At 49.1% G+C, this 18055-nt stretch carries 17 protein-coding genes; 11 read left to right on the top strand and 6 right to left on the bottom strand.

The annotated features are described in order from the left end of the window. Window positions 1-22 precede the first annotated feature (22 nt). The 3 genes from msrB to KAH19_RS10425 form a co-directional block, all read right to left on the bottom strand. On the bottom strand, window positions 23-994 hold the full coding sequence (msrB, locus tag KAH19_RS10435) for a peptide-methionine (R)-S-oxide reductase MsrB (RefSeq protein WP_246869369.1): 972 nt from the start codon (window positions 992-994) through the stop codon (window positions 23-25). Window positions 995-1481: 487 nt separating this feature from the next. Continuing rightward, on the bottom strand, window positions 1482-2984 hold the full coding sequence (gene panF / locus KAH19_RS10430; RefSeq protein ID WP_210684537.1) for a sodium/pantothenate symporter: 1503 nt from the start codon (window positions 2982-2984) through the stop codon (window positions 1482-1484). Then, entirely contained in the window at window positions 2977-3240 is a 264-nt protein-coding gene (locus tag KAH19_RS10425; protein ID WP_210684536.1) for a YhdT family protein, read from the bottom strand. The genes panF and KAH19_RS10425 overlap by 8 nt, the downstream gene beginning before the upstream one ends. A 181-nt stretch (window positions 3241-3421) precedes the next feature. Between KAH19_RS10425 and KAH19_RS10420 the strand changes: the two genes are divergently transcribed. The 3 genes from KAH19_RS10420 to KAH19_RS10410 all read left to right on the top strand — a co-directional run bounded on the left by KAH19_RS10420 (window position 3422) and on the right by KAH19_RS10410 (window position 5062). Next, window positions 3422-3829, top strand: a complete 408-nt coding sequence (locus KAH19_RS10420) for a hypothetical protein (protein WP_210684535.1) — start codon at window positions 3422-3424, stop codon at window positions 3827-3829. Then, window positions 3819-4628, top strand: a complete 810-nt coding sequence (locus tag KAH19_RS10415) for a Cof-type HAD-IIB family hydrolase (protein ID WP_210684534.1) — start codon at window positions 3819-3821, stop codon at window positions 4626-4628. Before KAH19_RS10420 ends, KAH19_RS10415 begins: the two co-directional genes overlap by 11 nt. A gap of 62 nt (window positions 4629-4690) precedes the next feature. Continuing rightward, window positions 4691-5062: a metal-sensing transcriptional repressor gene (locus KAH19_RS10410; protein WP_246869368.1), complete on the top strand. Its 372-nt coding sequence runs from the start codon at window positions 4691-4693 to the stop codon at window positions 5060-5062. Window positions 5063-5106: 44 nt separating this feature from the next. On the opposite strand, the gene KAH19_RS10405 is transcribed toward KAH19_RS10410, so the two are convergent. Beyond that, window positions 5107-6417 (bottom strand): MATE family efflux transporter, encoded by a 1311-nt coding sequence (locus KAH19_RS10405; protein ID WP_256437804.1) that lies wholly within the window; start codon window positions 6415-6417, stop codon window positions 5107-5109. Between the two features lie 146 nt (window positions 6418-6563). Here KAH19_RS10405 and KAH19_RS10400 point away from each other — a divergent pair, with 146 nt between their 5' ends. The 4 genes from KAH19_RS10400 (at window position 6564) to ftsY (ending at window position 12616) form a co-directional block, all read left to right on the top strand. Beyond that, window positions 6564-7574, top strand: coding sequence for an elongator complex protein 3 (locus KAH19_RS10400; RefSeq protein ID WP_210684532.1), 1011 nt, complete (start codon window positions 6564-6566; stop codon window positions 7572-7574). After that, window positions 7544-8041 (top strand): DNA-deoxyinosine glycosylase, encoded by a 498-nt coding sequence (locus tag KAH19_RS10395; protein ID WP_246869367.1) that lies wholly within the window; start codon window positions 7544-7546, stop codon window positions 8039-8041. Before KAH19_RS10400 ends, KAH19_RS10395 begins: the two co-directional genes overlap by 31 nt. Before the next feature lie 88 nt (window positions 8042-8129). Next, entirely contained in the window at window positions 8130-11699 is a 3570-nt protein-coding gene (gene smc / locus KAH19_RS10390) for a chromosome segregation protein SMC (RefSeq protein WP_210684531.1), read from the top strand. Then, window positions 11699-12616 carry a signal recognition particle-docking protein FtsY gene (ftsY, locus tag KAH19_RS10385; protein ID WP_210684530.1) on the top strand — a complete coding sequence of 306 codons (918 nt, stop codon included), beginning with the start codon at window positions 11699-11701 and terminating at the stop codon, window positions 12614-12616. Before smc ends, ftsY begins: the two co-directional genes overlap by 1 nt. A gap of 173 nt (window positions 12617-12789) precedes the next feature. Here the strand turns inward: ftsY and KAH19_RS10380 are convergent, their stop codons facing one another. Then, window positions 12790-12981 (bottom strand): hypothetical protein, encoded by a 192-nt coding sequence (locus KAH19_RS10380; RefSeq protein WP_210684529.1) that lies wholly within the window; start codon window positions 12979-12981, stop codon window positions 12790-12792. Window positions 12982-13003: 22 nt separating this feature from the next. After that, a complete protein-coding gene (locus KAH19_RS10375) occupies window positions 13004-13846 on the bottom strand; it encodes an Rpn family recombination-promoting nuclease/putative transposase (RefSeq protein WP_210684528.1) in 843 nt (280 codons plus the stop codon). 350 nt (window positions 13847-14196) lie between these two features. Between KAH19_RS10375 and KAH19_RS10370 the strand changes: the two genes are divergently transcribed. The 4 genes from KAH19_RS10370 to KAH19_RS10355 all read left to right on the top strand — a co-directional run bounded on the left by KAH19_RS10370 (window position 14197) and on the right by KAH19_RS10355 (window position 17928). Then, the gene (locus KAH19_RS10370) at window positions 14197-15069 is read left to right on the top strand and encodes an AAA family ATPase (RefSeq protein WP_210684527.1); all 873 of its coding nucleotides are present in this window, start codon (window positions 14197-14199) and stop codon (window positions 15067-15069) included. A gap of 67 nt (window positions 15070-15136) precedes the next feature. Then, window positions 15137-15622: a GNAT family N-acetyltransferase gene (locus KAH19_RS10365; RefSeq protein ID WP_210684526.1), complete on the top strand. Its 486-nt coding sequence runs from the start codon at window positions 15137-15139 to the stop codon at window positions 15620-15622. Between the two features lie 293 nt (window positions 15623-15915). Further along, window positions 15916-16932 carry an exo-alpha-sialidase gene (locus tag KAH19_RS10360; protein WP_210684525.1) on the top strand — a complete coding sequence of 339 codons (1017 nt, stop codon included), beginning with the start codon at window positions 15916-15918 and terminating at the stop codon, window positions 16930-16932. Between the two features lie 27 nt (window positions 16933-16959). Continuing rightward, on the top strand, window positions 16960-17928 hold the full coding sequence (locus tag KAH19_RS10355) for a tripartite tricarboxylate transporter substrate binding protein (RefSeq protein WP_021720217.1): 969 nt from the start codon (window positions 16960-16962) through the stop codon (window positions 17926-17928). Window positions 17929-18055 lie beyond the last annotated feature (127 nt).

Genomic DNA, 18055 nt, shown 5'->3' with positions numbered 1-18055 from the left:
GGGTGTTTTATGTTGGAGAGTATTATTTGAAAAGATACAGCAGATAGCCATAGCCTTCGGCTTCCATCTGTTCGTAGGGGATAAAGCGCAGGGAAGCACTGTTGATGCAGTAACGTACACCGTTGGGTGATTCGTGGTCACCGGTGAAAACATGGCCTAAATGCGAATCGCCGCTGCGGCTGCGCACCTCGGTGCGTGCCATACCATGGCTTGTATCTTTGCGTTCTACTAGCAAAGGTGCTTCAATAGGCTTGGTAAAGGCGGGCCAGCCGCAGCTGCTCTGATATTTGTCGGTTGAAGAAAAGAGTGGTTCGCCGGTTACGATATCAACATAAATGCCTTTGGCAAATTTATCCCAAAATTCGTTGCGGAACGGTAGTTCGGTACCGTTTTGCTGTGTTACCTGAAATTGTTCTGCGGTAAACTTATCGCGTATAGTTTCGGCAGCAGGTTTTTTGTAGGCACCGGCATCAATTTTCAAGGTACTGAGCAGCTTGATTTTAGCAGGCGATATATGGCAGTATCCGCCAGGATTTTTATCAAGATAGTTCTGATGATATTCTTCTGCCGGATAATAGTTTTTCAGTGGTCCGACTTCGACTGCAAATACCTTATGACGACCGCGTTCCAGTTCCACGATACGTTCTACGACAGCCTGCGCTTGTGTATTGGTATAGTAGATGCCTGTTTGGTATTGTGTTCCGGTATCATTACCCTGTTTGTTGAGGACTGTTGGGTCAATGACGTAAAAATATGCCAAGAGCAGATGGTCAAGACTTACCTTTGCCGGATCGTATTCAACACGCACGGTTTCGCGAAAACCGGTTTTCCCGCCCAAAATTGTCTGATACTTGGCATCTGCTTTGCCTGTGCCGTTGGCATAACCGCTTTGGGCATCGATTACGCCCGGTATGGATTGCATCAGCTTTTCCAGTCCCCAGAAGCAGCCGCCTGCAAGATAGATAACATTTTCTTTTTCTTGGGAAAAATCCATAATTGTGACCTCCTTGACCTTTGGGATTGCTTGTTGCTTAGCAGATTGCTGCATGCGTGTGTTGGCAAAGCAGCTGGTAATTAAAAGCAACATTCCTGCGAGAATAATGACAGATTTTTTTAGCATGACGGCACGCTCCTTCCTGCATCGTGGGGTGAATGGCTGAGAACTGCTTATACTTTTAAGATAGCAGAAAATAACATTCTGTGTCAATGGATAATTATGATTACTTAATGAAAACTACTTGTCGCTTTTGTAAATAAGAATAAGGCGGATATAAAAGACAGGAGTGTCAGCATTGAGAAAATTTTATCTATGAGGAAATCAATCAGCAGCGTCTGTTAAATGCAGGAAAACCATAGGTAAACAGTGTCAGATACTTAATTTTGTAAAGAAAACAGAGCATAAAAAATCTCTGCCAAGGTGCTTGCAAACACCGTAAGCAGAGATTTTGATTTTTTGATATTGGAATAATATGCGGCTTTATTTATTTTTCGTCGTCGAATTTTTCGGGGAAGAAGATGCGCAGTGTTTTTTCATCGACTGTTTTGCCGAAGCTGTTGCCGATGAAGAAGCACAGCAGGGAAAGGCCGATGCCGAGCACTATCTGGTGCAGGTCAAGCACCTTAATCTTAAAGACCATGGCCAGGCAGTAGATGATAACGCCGCCGCCCATGGATGCAATAGCGCCGTATTTGTTGGCCTTAGGCCAGAAAAGACCGAAAATCAGCACCCAGAAGAAGGCTGTTTCCAGACCGCCGAAGGCAAACATGTTAATCTGCCAGATAACGCTTGGCGGTTTTATGGCGATGGCATAAACAAAAAGGCCGAGGATAACAGTCGCGCCGAGACTGTAGAGGCGGATCTGATTATTGCTGAGCTGCTCTTCGCGCTTGCCCTTGATGTTCATGTAAACGTCCTTAACGATAGATGAGGACGATGAAAGCAGCAGCGAGGAAACGGTGGAAATGGTTGCTGCAATGGGGCCGATGATGATGACGCCGGCCCAGAAGGGGGTGAGGCTTTGCACGATGGCAACAGGCATGATGTTATCAACACTGTTGCCGTAGGCTGTGATGGGCGCAGTCAGAACACCCTTGCTGATGACACCTATCCAGGTTGCGACTAGTGTCATAGCGCCGATTACAACGGTACCGATAATCATAGCGTTGTGCAGCGCCTTAGTATCCTTGTAGCTGATGCCACGGACAACGGACTGCGGCAGCGACAGCGTACAGATGCCGACGAGCAGCCATTGGCTGATGTACAGCGAAATCGGCATTTTGCCGCGGGAAAGCGGCTCCAGCATATCGGGATGCTGCGTGCTGATGTAGCTCATTATTTTGTTGAAGCCGCCGCCTGCGTGCATCATGCCGCCCATGAGGATGCACAGGCCGACGATCATGGCGATGGCGCAGCAGGCATCGGTAACGGCAACGCCTTTAAAGCCGCCGATAGTGGTGTAGATGACAACAATCAGGCCGAACATCGTAAGGCCGGTGAGGTAGGAAAAGCCGGTTACTGCTTCGAAGAGCTTGGCGGCGCCGACGAACTGTGCCACCATAGTGGCGCAGAAGAAGGCGACAATAACAACGGCAGCCATGTTCGCCAGAAAGTCGGAATGATAGCGGGCACGCAGCACGTCAATGACAGTTACGGCGTCAATCTCACGCGCGATAAGGGCAATCTTTTTGCCGAATACGCCTAAAACGAGGAAGATGACGACTACCTGGACGATGGCCATGTACAGCCAGCCGTAGCCGATAACCCAGGCTACGCCCGGACCGCCGACGAAGGTGCTTACGCTGCTGTAGGTGGCAGCAGTGGTCATAGCCAGTACAAAGCCGCCGAGAGTACGCCCGCCGATGAAGTAATCCTTGGCGAAATCCTTTTGTCTGTTTTCCTTTGACGTGCGCTGGATATAGGCGCTGATGCTCAAAAGAATCAGCAGAAAGGCCAGCGCAGGTATAATGTTCAAAATACTACTCATGCTGCTTATCCTCCGTGCTGTCATCCAAATCAAAGTTGACAAAAACCTTCTTTGTCAGAAAAACGGTAACGGCGATGGCAAAAAGCCAGGTGCCTACACAGCCGCCCCAAACCCAAAGAGGTGTATGCCAGAAAGTAATATTACTGTCTGCGAGTCCAAAGCCTGCCAGACACCAGAAGATGATGACGGCGATGGTGGCAAGAACAGTTGCCAGCGCCTCACGGTTGGCCTGGCGGAATTTATCACTGCGCTTCATATAAAATGCTCCTTTCGTACAGACAATGCTGTCTGCTTACGTTAATAAATTTATTTTACCACAAAATATGCAGAAATACTTGCAAAATATGCTTAAAAGCATCATAAAATATCAGACGCCCAGTGTAATTTGACGGCTGTCTGTGTTATAATGTATCTTGGTGATTAATTTGAAGAAAACAATGTATAATTTAGCTACAATGTGGCTGACGCTGAGCGTCATTTTTTTCCTTTGTGAATATGTAACCGGTATGCTGCAGGTTGTTACTCTGGGCGGTCTGGTGGCAGGCTCCTTTATCGAGGGTGCTTTTATGTGCCTGGGCCTGAAGCTGATGCATGTTATTGTTGACAAGCAGTTTTTGCTGACGAGGCTGCAGGAGATGGCCAAACGCAGAAATGACTCCCTGAAGGCTATGCTGGTGATGGCTGCCTTCTCCCTGGAGGGTGCCGTAACTGTTTGCCGTATGCTGCCGGGTTATGACCTTAACTTTGGCATTATGCACGGTATTTTTCTTTTGCTGCTTTATCCGGCAGCAGCTATATTTTTGGATAAATTGATGTTAAAGGAGCAGATGGAGCATGGAAATTAAGCTGATTGCCAGCGATATGGACGATACACTTTTGAATAAGGACTGCCAGATTTCTCCGCGCAACGAGGCAGCTATCAGAAAGGCGCTGGACGCAGGCAAGATTTTTTTGATTGCCACGGGCAGAATGTACGTTTCCGTGCGTCCTTATGCGGAAAAGCTGGGCTTGGATGTGCCGCTGGTTACCTATAACGGCGCTCTCGTTAAGGGCAGCCTGAGCGGTAAGGTTTATTATGAGCACAAGATGAAGCTGTCTACCGCCAATGAGGTGCTGGCATACTGCCGCGAGAAGGGTTATTACCTGCAGCTTTATGTGCGTGACAGCATTTTGATTAAGCAGGAGAATGACTGCTCCCGGATGTATACCAAAATCAGCGGCATTCAGACGACTGCTATCGGTGATGCGCTGTATCATACGGATGAAGAACCGTACAAGATTCTTGTTATGACTAAGAGCGAAGAATTCGCCGATGTATGGCAGCAGTTCAAAGAGGACTTTGCCGGTAAGCTGGATGTAACCAGCTCCAAAGACAATTTCCTGGAGCTGATGGAGCCCGGTGTCAACAAATGGGAGGCAGTTAAGAGTGTAGCGGCAAGCTACGGCGTACAGCCGCAGGAAATTATGTGCATCGGTGATTCAAATAACGATGTGAAGATGATTGCCAATGCCGGTATCGGCGTTGCTGTTGCTAATGCTAAGGACAGCGTGAAGCAGAATGCAAAAATCATTACCGCATCCAATAATGATGACGGCGTGGCTTTGGTAATCGAAAGCATTTTGACGCCGCAGGCAGCGGAATAAAATGAGGGAGCGTGTTTAGTGCGCTCCCTTTTAATAATGTAGAGATAAGGTTGGTGACAGTAATGGCAGAGGAAAAATCTTTATTGGAATATGTGCGCAGTCAGTCGGAGCTAAATCAGCAGGATGATAAAAAACAGCAGACTTTGCAGGAAGCTCATGCACACGCTCACAACCATCCTAATAAGAAGAAGGTTGTCAACCGCCTGGCACGCATTGAAGGACATGTGCGTTCTATCAAGACTATGGTAGATAACGACAGGGATTGCTCGGAGGTGCTGATTCAGATAGCTGCGGTGCGCAAGGCGCTGGATAATACAGCCAAGGTTATTTTAAAGGACCACTTGGAGCATTGCATTTTGCACGCTATCGAAAAGGGTGAGGGCAGCAAAAGTCTGGAGGATTTTGAAGCGGCCATTGACCAATATCTGCGCTGAAGTTAAAAAGACTGCACGTTAAGAACGTGCAGTCTTGTTTGAGATTACGCCAAAGCTACTCTTTGCTGCAGCTTGGGAACAAAAAACAGTAAAAAGCTGCTGCGAGCAATATAGAAGATGAGGAAGGCCAGCCACAGGCCGATGTTGCCATAAAGCGGGATGAGTGTAAAGTAGGCGGTAAGGTAACAGCCTGCGGTAAGCAGCATGGAGATGCAGATAGGCTTGGTGTAGAGCGCACCATTGAATACGCCGTAGTAGACGATACCGAGTGCGCTGATAAGCGGGAAGAAGGCTATAAACAAATCGTACTGCTGCGCCGTGGTAATGACGCTGTGCAGATTGGTGAAGCAGCTGAGAATGGCGTGACGGCAGCAATAATAGCCGACAGTCTGCAGCAGGCCGAAGCCGATGGCCCAGATAAAGCTGATCCGCAGCGTATCATTGAGCATGGAGCGGTCATGCTCGCCGAAGGCAATGCCGGAATAGATGGCACCTGCCTGCGAAAGGCCGGTCAGAATATCGCCCATAATGAACTGTATCTGGAAAAGAATAGAATTAGCGGCCAAAAGCTCGCCGCCGAAGGCTGAGCTTTGATGCATAAAGCTATTGACCATGATAATCATGCAGAACATACGCACGGTGAGATGCGAACCGCATTGCAGCATCTGGCGGCAAGTGGGGCCGGAAAAGATTTTTCGCAGTGGAACTGCTGTCAGTGGCAGGGGCTTGTGCTTGGCATAAAAGTACAGAATAGCCAAAAAGCCGGTAATATTGGCGATGCAGGTAGCAGCAGCAACGCCGGTTACCTCATAATGCAATACAATGACAAAAAGCACGTCAAGCAGCAGGTTGATGATGTTGCTGGCAAGTGCGGTGAGCACGGCAATGCGTACATGCAGTGTACCGGCGAACCATCCCTGTGCTGTCTGGAAAACGAGCGTCAGCGGCATAATCCAGATGAGCATGCGATAATATTGCTCCAACATAGGCCTGGTTGCTGCGTCGGGGTTGAAGAGCAGCAGAGCTGTCCGCCAGATAGGCTCCTGCAAAATGACGAGCAGAAGGCCGATACCGAAGGCTGCAAGCACTCCGCGGATAAAAGCACCGGCGAGCAGCTTGGGATCGTGCTGACCTAAGGCTTGCGCTGCAAAACCGCTGGTAGATATTTTAAGAAAGCCGAAAAGCCAATAGACTGTGCTGAAAATTACTGCGCCCAAAGAAACGGCGTTAATGTATGTATAATTCCCCAAATGCCCGACTACGGCAGTGTCGACGGCACCCATAAGGGAGGCCGCCATTGTAGAAAAGGTAAAGGGAAGACTTGTTTTTATAAACTCTATATGAGATAATTTCATTGCTGCACCACATTCCTATTAAATTTCTTGCAACACTATAATAACCCCCTACAGGGGATAATGTCAATAGGAACAGTTATCATTAATTAGTTTTTCTGAAAAATTTATATAAAAGCTGTGTTTTTGTTCAAAAAGAAGGGATATCTATGTCTATTCTGCCGATTTTCATACCGCATGCAGGCTGTCCGCATCAATGCGTTTTTTGTAACCAAAAGACAATTAGCGGACAGAAGCTGGCTGCTGTCGCAGGTGCCAAGGAACAGCTTGTGCGTTGGCGCAGCTGGCTGCAACCGAGCGCTGCCAACGAGGCGGCGTTTTACGGTGGCAGCTTTACCGGTCTGCCCCTGGAGCTGCAGGAGGAGCTGCTGGCGCTGACGGACGCATTGCTTGCCGAAGGCTTTATCGGCAGTGTGCGCCTTTCGACACGCCCGGACTATATAGATGAAGAGCGTTTGTTGCTTTTGCAGCAGCATGGTGTGCGCCTGGTGGAGTTGGGCGTGCAGTCGCTGGATGACAGAGTGCTGGCGGCAGCGGAGCGCGGCCATACGGCAGCACAGGTGGCGCCGGCGGTAGCGCTTTTAAAACGCTTCGGCTTTCAAGTTGGTCTGCAGCTGATGGTTGGCATGCCCGAGCAGAGCTTTGACAGCGTGCAGGCAACAGTGCGCAAGGCGATAGCAATGCAGCCTGATGTGGCGCGCATCTATCCTTTATTAGTAATCAAGGGTACGCCGCTGGCTGCGGACTACGCGGCGGGGCGTTTTGTATCGCTGACGCTGGAGGAGGCCGTGACGCAGGCGGCATGGGCTTATCGCGAGCTGACGGAAGCAGGCGTGAATGTTATCCGCATCGGCCTGCAGCCTGACGATGAGCTGTGTGCGCCGGGGAATATCCTTGCGGGACCGTTTCACCCGGCGATGGGCGAGCTGGTAAAAAGCAGAGTGCTGCGTGACAAGATTACCCCGCAATTAGCCAAGCTGACTGACTGCGGCGCTGTTGATATCCTTTGTCCTGCACGCCTGGAATCAAAGCTGCGCGGGCAAAAAAGCTGCAACCTGCGTTATTGGGAGAAATACTTCCCGGGGCTTGAGCTGCAGATAATTCAAGATAAGGCAGATGAGATAAGAGTATGTCCACATGTAAATCCTTCGCACCGATAGCGGACGAGCAAAGCAGAATATTGATTCTCGGCTCCATGCCGGGGATAAAATCCCTGGAGCAGCAGGAGTATTACGCACATCCGCAGAACCGCTTCTGGCGTTTGCTGGCGTTGCTTTTGCAGGAAGATGTGCCACAGGATTACGCTGTCAAGCAGGCCTTGCTGCACAAGCATCACTTGGCGCTGTGGGACACGCTGGGCTATTGCGAGCGTGACGGCAGCCTGGACAGCAATATCAAAAACGAAGCGCCGAACGCTGTCGTTGAGCTTGCAGGCGAGCTGCCGCATTTGCAGGCGGTAGTCTGCAACGGCGGTAAGGCGGGTGCAGCCTTTAAAAAATATTTTGCAAAAAAAATGCCTGAGCAGGTGCAAATTTTTTATCTGCCGTCGACAAGTCCTGCCAACGCGCGCCTGCGTTTGGAGGATTTGGCAGAGCATTGGCAGGTTATTTTGCAATTTTTAGCATAAGAGAAGTTCTGCAAGGTGTAAAAAAACACCGTTTTATGATACAATAAAAAGATATAATAACTGACTTAGAGAAAATGGGTGATTTCTAGTGCGTTTAAAGTCCTTTTCAACCTATGGCTTTAAATCCTTTGCTGATAAAACTGAATTGACCTTTGACAAGGGAATTACTGCTGTTGTCGGACCGAACGGTTCAGGCAAGAGCAATATTTCGGATGCCATCCGTTGGGTGTTGGGCGAGCAGAGCGCCAAGTATCTGCGTGGCAGCAAAATGGAGGATGTTATCTTCTCCGGCAGCGGCAAGCGCAGAGCGTTGGGCGTAGCAGAGGTCACCGTTGATTTTGATAACAGCGACAGAACACTGCCGCTCGATTTTGAGCAGGTAAGCCTGACGCGCCGCATTTTCCGCAGCGGTGAAAGCGAATATGCGATTAATAAGAAAAGCTGCCGTCTGAAGGATATAATCGACCTGATGGCAGATACCGGTCTTGGTAAGGGCTCGATGTCCATTATCGGCCAAAATAAAATTGATGAGGTCTTAAACAGCCGTCCTGAGGACAGACGCAGTCTGTTCGAAGAGGCTGCAGGCATTGCTAAGTACCGCCTGCGTAAGAAGGATGCGGTACGTAAGCTGGATGATACGGCCAACAATCTTACGCGTATCAACGATATCCGCAGTGAGGTAGATGCGCAGGTAGAACCTTTGGCGCAGGCAGCAGCCAAAACGCAGCAGTTCAACGAGCTGAGCGAGGAGCTGCGCCGTTGCCGTTTATCTGTACTTTTGCGTCGCTTAGACGCTTTGGAGGAAACAGGCAGAGAGCTGCAGGCGAAAAAGGAAGCAGCGGCAGGTGCTTATTCCGAGCAGGCAGCGAAGGTAGGCAGCATGCAGGCCGAGGCCGTAAAGGTACAGCAGGAGCTGGATAAGCTGGCCGAGGCTTATAATAAATTACAGGATGATATCAAAAACCGCGAAACTGCTTTGGAAAAGCTGCGCGGCGACCAAAAGGTTTTGGATGAACGTGTCAGCCAGAACGAAAAGGCCGGCGAACGCCTTGTGCAGCGCAATGAACGTTTAGAGCAGCAGGTGCGCGAGCAGGAAGCAAGGATGCAGGAGCTGGCAGCAGAGTTTGATGCTGTCGAAAAAAGACATGCTGTGGCTGATGGCGCTGTAAAGCAGCTGCAGGCGCAGCGTGACGAGCAGAGCGCCAAGCTGGAAGAGGCGAAGTGCAATGATGAGCAGGCGCAATCGCAGTTTTTCAGCGGTATGCAGGAGCTGATTAATCTCCGCAACGAGCTGCACAATCTGGAACAGGAGCAGGAGCAGCGCGCACGTCGCCGCGAGGCCCTGAAGAAAAGTATAGAAGAAGCCGAAGCGGCAGACCGTCAGGCACAGGAGCAGTACAACAGCCTGTTGGAGCAGCAATCGCAGTGCGCTCACGGCATGGAGCTGGTGCGCAAAAAGGGCGAGGAGCTGCGCAGTGCCTATGATGCAGGGCAAAAGGAGCTGCAGGCTGTACGCAGCAGTCAGCAGCAGTGCCAACGTCAGCTGACTGCTGCCGAAACACGCGAGCAGAGCTTAAAGCGTCTGCAGCAGAGCTACGAGGGCTTCAGCTACGGCATCAAAGCGGTGCTGAAGGCACAGGAGCCTTGGCGTGAGCAGGTTGTAGGCGTGGCAGCTGAGCTGCTGCAGGTAGAAGATAAATATGTCGTTGCTATCGAAACCGCGTTGGGCGAGGGTGCGCAGAACCTGGTGATGCGCTCGGCCAATGCGGCGAAGGAAGCGATAGCCTTTTTAAAGCGTACTGGTAGCGGACGCGCAACCTTCCTGCCGCTGGATACCGTGCAGCGTCGCGGGCCGAACCGCGAGGAGGAAGCACTGGCGAAGCTGCCGGGAATTCTTGGCTATGCGGTTGATTTAATCGGCTATAAGCCTGAGGCGGAAAGTGCGGTACGCTTTTTGCTGGGCAGAGTGCTGATTGCCGAAAATATTGATGCTGCCTTGGCTGCGGCAAAGGCCGGTCGCTACCGTCTGCGCGTAGTTACGTTGGACGGTGATGTGGTAAATGCCGGCGGCAGTATGAGCGGCGGCAGCAAAAAGCATAAGGAAGGCTATTTGAGCCGTAATGTAGAAATTGCTCAGGCGGCAGCGCAGGTGAAGCAGCTGCATGCCGAAATGCTCAGCTGGCAGGAAAAGTTGGAGGAGCTGGAAGCAACCGAAGGAAATCAGAAGGAGCAGCTGCAGCAGCTTGCTGCACAGTTGCGTCAACAGCAGCTTAAGGCCGACAGGCTTAAGCTCAATCTGGAGCAGGTGCAGCAACAGAAAACGCGCGACAACGAACGCCTGCTGCTGCTTTTGGATGATCGCAGCAATATCACCGCGGCCTATATGGCAAACCGTGATAAGGTTAAGGAGCTGCGTGCGGCAGTTGCCGAGCGCGAAGGTCAGGATACCCAGGCTAAGGAGCTGTTGGATAACCTGAAGAAGGAAATTGCCAAATACGGCAGTGCGGTTACCGCATTGGATAACCAGCTGCAGGATGCCCAAATTACGCTGCAGACCTCGGCCGCACGCACGCAGGATATCAGCAAGGCTATGCACAGCCTGGATCAGGATACACTGCGGCTGCAGGAAGAAATTGCTGCCAACCAAAAAGAGCAGGAGCGCAGACAGCAGGAAATTGCCGACTGCGATGTGCAAAAGCAGAAGCTGCAGCAGCAAAGCGATGAGATTATGTTACAGCTGCAGCAGATTCTGGGCGGCAAGGATGACTTTGCTCAGGAGCGCGGCAGCCTGCTTGATAAACAGCAGGATATTGAAAAAGAGATTGCCGGACTGCGCAAGCAGGTGAATGACAGTGAAGCACAGCTGAAGCAGACAGAGCTGGACCTGGCACGGCACGAAAGCAACTGCGGCCATATACGTGAGCAGCTGCAGCAGGATTATCAGCTGGATGAGGCGGCGGCACGCGGTCAGAATTTTGCCGAGCTGCAGGACATGGATCTTGCGGCGCTGCAAAGACAGGAAAGCCGTCTGACGCTGCAGATTGCGGATTTGGGACCAATTAACGCGGCAGCGATTGAAGAATATAACGCAGTGAAGGAGCGCAGCGAATTCCTGTGTAAGCAATATAATGATTTGTGTACAGCAAAGGAAAATCTGGAGGCTGTTATCGCGGAAATCAACAGCGGTATGACCAAACGCTTCAAGGAGGCCTTTGCCAAAATCAACGAATACTTTGCGCAATGCTATGTCAAGATATTTGGCGGTGGTACGGCAGTGCTGCGGCTCACCGAGCCGGATAATCTGCTGGATTCCGGTATTGATATCGATGTCCAGCCACCCGGCAAAAAACTGCAGAGCCTGTATCTGATGAGCGGTGGCGAAAGAGCGCTGACGGTTATCGCATTGCTCTTTGCTCTTTTGAGCTACCAGCCTTCGCCGTTCTGCATCCTGGACGAAATTGACGCGCCTCTGGATGATGCCAACATTCAGCGTTTTGCCGATTTCCTGCGTGATTATGCAGGAAACACGCAGTTTATCGTGATTACGCACCGTAAGGGAACGATGGAATGCGCTGATATCATGTATGGCGTAACTATGGAAGAATCCGGTGTTTCTAAATTATTATCCGTAAAAATAAATGCAAAGGAGAATGAATAATGGGATTTTTTGAGCGTTTAAAGGAAGGCCTTTCTAAAACAAGACGCAACTTTACTGACCGCATTCAGGAGCTTGTAGGCCTGTCTGCAACGATTGACGATGATTTCCTTGATGAGCTGGAAATGATTCTGCTTTCTGCGGACGTAGGCGTAAAAACTACCGAAAAGCTGATTGATGCTGTGCGCAAGGCTGCGAAGAAGAAGGAAATCAGCGGTACCGAGGATGTTATTCCGTTCCTGAAAAAATATATGGCAGAGATGCTGGCAGACAGCGGCCAACGTACACGTATCGGTGCCAAGCCGACGGTTATTCTGGTTGTTGGCGTTAACGGTGTAGGCAAGACTACTACTATCGGCAAGCTGGCAAATTATTTCACTTTGTTCAAATACAAGGTTGTTCTGGCAGCAGGCGATACCTTCCGTGCCGCAGCAGGCGAACAGCTGCAAATCTGGGGCGAGCGTGCGCACTGCGACGTTATCCGCCATGCAGAAGGTGCCGACCCGGCGGCAGTTGTGTTTGATGCTATGAAGGCCGCTATTGCGCGCAAGGCCGATATTCTCTTCATTGATACTGCAGGCCGTTTGCACAACAAGGCTAACCTGATGAATGAGCTGGAAAAAATTCACCGCATTATTAAGCGCGAAATTCCCGAAGCTCCGCACGAAACCTTCCTGGTTTTGGATGCTACTACCGGCCAGAACGCAATCAATCAGGCTAAGGTGTTCATGGAAACTGCCAAGGTTACCGGCGTTGTACTCACAAAGCTCGACGGCACTGCTAAGGGCGGCGTTGTAGTTGCAATTAAGGAAGAGCTGGGACTGCCGGTTAAATGGATCGGCGTAGGCGAAGGCATTATGGACTTCCGTCCCTTTGAGCCGGATAAGTTTGTGGAAGCACTTTTTGACAGCGGCAAATAAGAGGCTGCTTTCAGATAGCAGGCGTTAAGGCCTGGCTTATATTATTATAGTAGAAAATCTCCCGAGCTGCGTTTGGCAGCGTGCGGGAGATTTTTTTTGCTGGCAGAGAAAAAGCCGTGTGCTGAAGCACACGGCGGTGGTGGTAGGGATTAGGTTTTTCTGTTATGGTTTGGTTATTTTTGCTCTGCTTTAAGATTTTCAACCTGCTCAACAGAAAGCGAAGTACCTTTAGCGACATCTTGTACTGATAAGCCCATGTTTAAAAGACGCTTAGCAGTAGCAAGTTTTTCTTCAACTCTACCTTTAGCTTCACCTTCGGCAAGAGATTCTTCACGAATATCCTTCATACGCATTTCGTAAGTCATATAGGAATCCCTCACTTTCTTATCAAGCTTGTTCAGCCTTAAGATTTTCAACCTGCTCAACAGAAAGCGAAGTACCTTTAGCGACATCTTGTACTGACAAACCCATGCTTAAAAGACGCTTAGCAGTGGCAAGTTTTTCTTCGGCTATACCTTCAACTCTACCTTTAGCTTCACCTTCGGCAAGAGATTCTTCACGAATATCCTTCATACGCATTTCGTAAGTCATATAGGAATCCCTCACTTTCTTATCATTCTTGATTTCCGTAATCGTATTAGCAACCTCGCGAGTGAAGTTGCTGGTAACTGTATTGTTGTTGATGTAGTCAAACAGGCTTTGAATATCCGGCGATACATCGCCCTTAGTGCCTAATGTGTTAAGAAATATAATAGCAGCTTCATCTGCTAATTCAATCTCCATGTTTTCCAGGCAGCGTCTTTTAAAAGTATAAATACGCTGGGAATCCTCAAAGAAGTCAAACAGGCAGAAGAAGATGATATAAGTGGGAGAAAGCTCGTCATAATCCTGTCCCTTTTGCAGCATGTCTGTATCCAACATGGCTTGGTAGTAGCGAGTGCGCTTGGGAAGTTGAAATTTACCAGTACGGCTGACAGGATTTTTGACCTGCATTTCGAGATTATAGTGCGTATTGGTGTCGTCAGCAATTCTGACGTCCAGACGAATACCATGGCTGTCGGGATAAACATCAAGTGTCTGTTCTGCTTCAAGATAGGTGATATCTGCAATTTTGGTGTGTAAAAGCTCCTCTAGAATATGCTTGCAGATGCGCTTTCTGAGCATAACGTGCTTGAACAGAAAATCGTTGGAAAGAGTGAGCTTGTCAAGATTAGATACTTGCTTTTTCATATGTTTCCTCCTTTGATTATAGCATAAAATAAGGTAAAAATATATAAGACAGCAGATATAAAAAAAGCGCCTGCCGAAAGCTCGACAGGCGCCACTGGTCCGCACGACCAGGCAAGAGCTCCGCAAAATTGCGGCTACCCATGCAACTAAGGTTATTATAACATAGAAAAAGGATGAAAACAATAGTTCGTAAAACAAACATTTTTATAGATAAAAGCGCTCCAGGTTTTTGCCAAAAAGGCAAATGCTAAGAATATCTTCTGCTTTTTTCTATTTAACCGGATAACTATTCGTGATATACTTATTATGATTTGCAATTTTTGCTAGTGCTATAATTACAGGTGAGAAAAATGATATATCTGAAAAGCTTTAGCTTTCCTGATGAAAGTCAGGAAGGTTCTGTTTTAGATGATGTGATGAGCAAATGGCACAACACTATCTATCCCTTTAAGATTGCTTCGGGAGTTTTGCTGGAAACGTTGGAATTTGCTCCGGTGACGATTTTATACGGCAGCAACGGCTCCGGCAAGACCACGCTTTTGAACGTTATTGCGCAAAAGCTGGGCGTAGAGCGCACCACGCCTTACAATACATCGACCTTTTTTCCCGATTACTTAAATCTTTGCTCGTATGAGGAAAAGGGTGAGGGCGTTCCGCAGGCCAGCAGGATTATCACCAGCGATGATGTGTTTGATTTTGTCCTGAACAAGCGCATAATCAACAGCGGTATTGATAGCAGGCGCAAGCAGCTGATTGCCGAATATCTGGAGCTGAAGAAGCAGGATAACGGTCGTTTCCGCTATCACGGCAACGATGATCTGGAAAAGCTGGAGAAGCTAGTGGCGATGCGGAATAATACGCTGTCGATGTATGTTAAGAAAAATGTCGGATTGAATATCAGAGAAAAGTCTAACGGTGAAAGTGCCATTCGTTATTTTTTCGATAACATTACGGAAAATGCGCTGTATTTGCTAGACGAGCCGGAAAACAGCCTGGCACCACTCAGGCAGCAGGAGCTGGTGAATTTTCTGGAGGAGGCCGTGCGCTTTTACAACTGTCAGTTTATTATCGCCAGTCATTCGCCATTTGTGCTTGCGATGCGGGAGACGAAGATTTATGATTTGGATATCAGGCCGGTGGAGGTCAGGAAATGGCAGGAGCTGGAAGGCATCAGGGTTTATTACGATTTCTTTAAGAAGCACGAGGACAAGTTTGAGACGTGAAAAGATATTGCGCCGTAAACTGTGCGTATGTGCATAAAAACGCAAATTTATTGAGGAGAAAGAGCTTATGATTATAAAATATGCAACTACGGAAGATATTGCTGTCATTGCCGCAGTGGAGGCAGAATGTTTTCCGCCGGCTGAGGCAGCAACGGAAAAGGAATTTATTGACAGGGTAAAATATTACGGCAATCATTTCTGGCTTATGTATGAGGCTGAAAAGCTGATTGCCTTTGTGGATGGCTTTGTAACGGATGAGCCTGATTTGACGGATGAAATGTACGAGAAGGCAACGCTGCACGATGAAAACGGCGCGTGGCAGATGATTTTCGGTGTCAATACCATTCCTGCTTATCGCAAGCATGGCTATGCCGGCGAGCTGATATGTCGTGCGATTGAGGATGCCAGAAAGCAGGGGAGAAAGGGCCTGGTGCTGACCTGCAAGGATAGGCTTGTTCATTATTATGCTAAATTCGGTTTTACCGATGAGGGTGTGTCCGAGAAATCTACGCATGGCAATGCTGTCTGGCACCAGATGAGGCTTACATTTTAATCGGGGGAGCTTAAGGGAATGCTCTAATTTGGCTTGTACATCATGACAATATTGCTGCTGTATATCTAATGTAGAAAAGCTGTGTGTCGAATAAATAAGCAGCTGCGCAAGCAAAAAGCCTGCGCAGTTTTTTCTGTCTGCGTTCTGTAAAGCGCTGTTGATGGCTTAGTTGGCAACGTGTCGACGGACAAAATTTGTCAGAAATGTGAAGAAAAAAGTTTACGCTTTTTTGTATATGTGTTACAATATTTATGTTATAGAATTATGCGACTTTTTTGGATGTGATTGATATAATGCAAAAGGAATTGATTATGCGCTGTTTGCCGACGGCCTTCTGCCATGCTTCAACAGTACTGGTGCTTCCTGACGGCAGCCTGCTGTGCTGCTGGTTCGGCGGTACGCATGAGGGCGAAAGCGACGTGGGTATCTACTTCAGCAGACGCACGGATGCAGGCTGGAGTGAGCCAAAGCTGTTGGTGAACGGGGCGGCGGCGAACTGGAATCCGGTGCTTTTTGCGGGCGCGGACGGAAGATTGCTGCTGTTTTACAAGCAGGGCCAGCAGATTGCCGATTGGCAGACGTGGCTGCTGCAGTCGACGGATAATGGCGAAACCTGGAGCGGACCGCAGGAGCTGGTGCCGGGTGATGTGAGCGGCGGGCGCGGACCTGTACGCAATAAGCCTTTGCGCTTGGCGAGCGGACGTATTCTTGCCGGTGCTTCTACCGAACATGGTATCTGGAAGGCCTTTGCAGATATCAGTGATGATGACGGCGCAAGCTGGCATAAATCCTCTGCAGTGCAGATTGAGGGATTGCAGTATCAGGCAGGCGAAAAGACTGCCGACAGTAATATTGCTGTAAGCCAGCAGTCCTTTTACGGACGCGGCGTAATCCAGCCGAGCCTGTGGCAGAGTGCGGACGGCAGCGTGCATATGCTGCTGCGCAGCAGCGAGGGCTTTGTCTATCGCAGCGATTCTGCGGATGACGGCGAAACCTGGTGCAGTGCCTACGCTTTGAGTCTGCCGAACAATAACAGCGGTCTTGACTTGGTGCGGACTGCCGGCGGTGTACTCTATCTGGTGTGCAATCCTGTTGCTGCCAACTGGGGGCAGCGTTCTCCCTTAAGCCTGTTCAAATCAACAGATGAGGGTGCGAGCTGGCAAAAGCTGTTTGACCTGGAAACAGAGCCTGCGGAATTTTCCTATCCGGCAATTATTGTCGATGGCGAGGGCCTTGTGATTACCTATACCTATAAGCGTTGCAATATTGCTTGTGTAAGGCTGAGCGCGGATGAACTTGTTACCCTTTAAATTTAAAATATAAGGAGATGTAAGACAATGAAGAAAATTTTAGTTGTGCTGATGGCTATGCTGACCATGGCTGTTATGCTTACCGGCTGCGGCGGCGACAGCAAAAAAGCAGCTTATCCTGCAGACGGAGATATTTCCGTAATTATTCCTAAGGCTCCGGGCGGCGGTACCGATATCTCTGCCAGAGGCCTGATCCAGTTCATGGAAAAAGAGCTGAAGGGCAGCAAATTTGTTCCCGTAAACAAACCCGATGGTGGCGGTGTAACCGGCATGGTAGAGCTTGCTAATGCTAAACCCGATGGCCATACTCTGGGCATGGTTACTGTTGAGCTGGCTATGTTCCCGCATCAGGGCAAATGCAAAAACACCTATAAGGATTACGCTGCTATCTGCGCTCCGATTGCAGCTCCGGCAGCTTTGATTGTGCCGAAGGATGCTCCTTATAACAGTGTAGACGAATTCGTAGCCTTCGCTAAGGCAAACCCCGGCAAGGTGAAGATGGGTAACTCCGGTATCGGTGCTATCTGGCATATTGCCGCACTTTCCTTTGAAGAAGAATTTGGCGTACAATTCAAGCATGTACCGTATCCGAAAGGATCTGCTGACATTGCTGCTGCTCTGGCAGGCAAGCACATCGATGCAACTTTGGCTGACCCGTCTGTTTTCAAGAGCCAGGTAGACGCAGGCAACCTGAAGATTCTGGCTGTTATGGCTGATACCCGCAGCGTAATCTATCCGGATGTTCCGACCTTCAAAGAGCTGGGCCACAACATGACTGTTCGCGCTTGGGCAGCTCTGGTTGCTCCTAAAGATACTCCGAAAGAAAAGCTGGAAGCTCTGCGCGCTGCTGCTAAAAAGGTTTGCGAATCCAAGGAATTCAAGGATTATTTCATGAAACAGGGTATCGACCCGACCTGCATTATCGGTGCCGATGCTGATAAGATGATGGCTGAAGACCATGCAATGTATGAAAAATTCCTGAAGAAAGCAAAATAAAATCGTTGTAAGGCGTAAATGAAAATGCCGACGCTGTAACCCGGAAGGGTTGCGGACGTCGGCGTTTTTTTGTTGTTCTTATTTAACCTGTAATTCTCTTGACCATACTATTACTATATAGCTTATA

Origin of the sequence: Phascolarctobacterium sp. Marseille-Q4147 (genome assembly GCF_017968825.1) — a bacterium.
GTDB lineage: Bacteria > Bacillota > Negativicutes > Acidaminococcales > Acidaminococcaceae > Phascolarctobacterium_A.
The sequence above is the reverse complement of the archived record's forward strand: the minus strand, read 5'-3'. Positions and strand labels throughout refer to the sequence as shown.

Bases quoted from the DNA above. Each gene is read 5' to 3' on its own strand.
- KAH19_RS10370 (WP_210684527.1), top strand. From the start codon at position 14,197: ATGATATATCTGAAAAGCTTTAGCTTTCCTGATGAAAGTCAGGAAGGT.
- KAH19_RS10365 (WP_210684526.1), top strand. From the start codon at position 15,137: ATGATTATAAAATATGCAACTACGGAAGATATTGCTGTCATTGCCGCA.
- KAH19_RS10415 (WP_210684534.1), top strand. From the start codon at position 3,819: ATGGAAATTAAGCTGATTGCCAGCGATATGGACGATACACTTTTGAAT.
- KAH19_RS10420 (WP_210684535.1), top strand. From the start codon at position 3,422: ATGTATAATTTAGCTACAATGTGGCTGACGCTGAGCGTCATTTTTTTC.
- KAH19_RS10355 (WP_021720217.1), top strand. From the start codon at position 16,960: ATGAAGAAAATTTTAGTTGTGCTGATGGCTATGCTGACCATGGCTGTT.
- KAH19_RS10380 (WP_210684529.1), bottom strand. From the start codon at position 12,981: ATGACTTACGAAATGCGTATGAAGGATATTCGTGAAGAATCTCTTGCC.
- KAH19_RS10395 (WP_246869367.1), top strand. From the start codon at position 7,544: ATGTCCACATGTAAATCCTTCGCACCGATAGCGGACGAGCAAAGCAGA.
- KAH19_RS10405 (WP_256437804.1), bottom strand. From the start codon at position 6,417: ATGAAATTATCTCATATAGAGTTTATAAAAACAAGTCTTCCCTTTACC.
- KAH19_RS10410 (WP_246869368.1), top strand. From the start codon at position 4,691: ATGGCAGAGGAAAAATCTTTATTGGAATATGTGCGCAGTCAGTCGGAG.
- msrB (WP_246869369.1), bottom strand. From the start codon at position 994: ATGGATTTTTCCCAAGAAAAAGAAAATGTTATCTATCTTGCAGGCGGC.
- ftsY (WP_210684530.1), top strand. From the start codon at position 11,699: ATGGGATTTTTTGAGCGTTTAAAGGAAGGCCTTTCTAAAACAAGACGC.
- KAH19_RS10360 (WP_210684525.1), top strand. From the start codon at position 15,916: ATGCAAAAGGAATTGATTATGCGCTGTTTGCCGACGGCCTTCTGCCAT.
- panF (WP_210684537.1), bottom strand. From the start codon at position 2,984: ATGAGTAGTATTTTGAACATTATACCTGCGCTGGCCTTTCTGCTGATT.
- KAH19_RS10425 (WP_210684536.1), bottom strand. From the start codon at position 3,240: ATGAAGCGCAGTGATAAATTCCGCCAGGCCAACCGTGAGGCGCTGGCA.
- KAH19_RS10375 (WP_210684528.1), bottom strand. From the start codon at position 13,846: ATGAAAAAGCAAGTATCTAATCTTGACAAGCTCACTCTTTCCAACGAT.
- KAH19_RS10400 (WP_210684532.1), top strand. From the start codon at position 6,564: ATGTCTATTCTGCCGATTTTCATACCGCATGCAGGCTGTCCGCATCAA.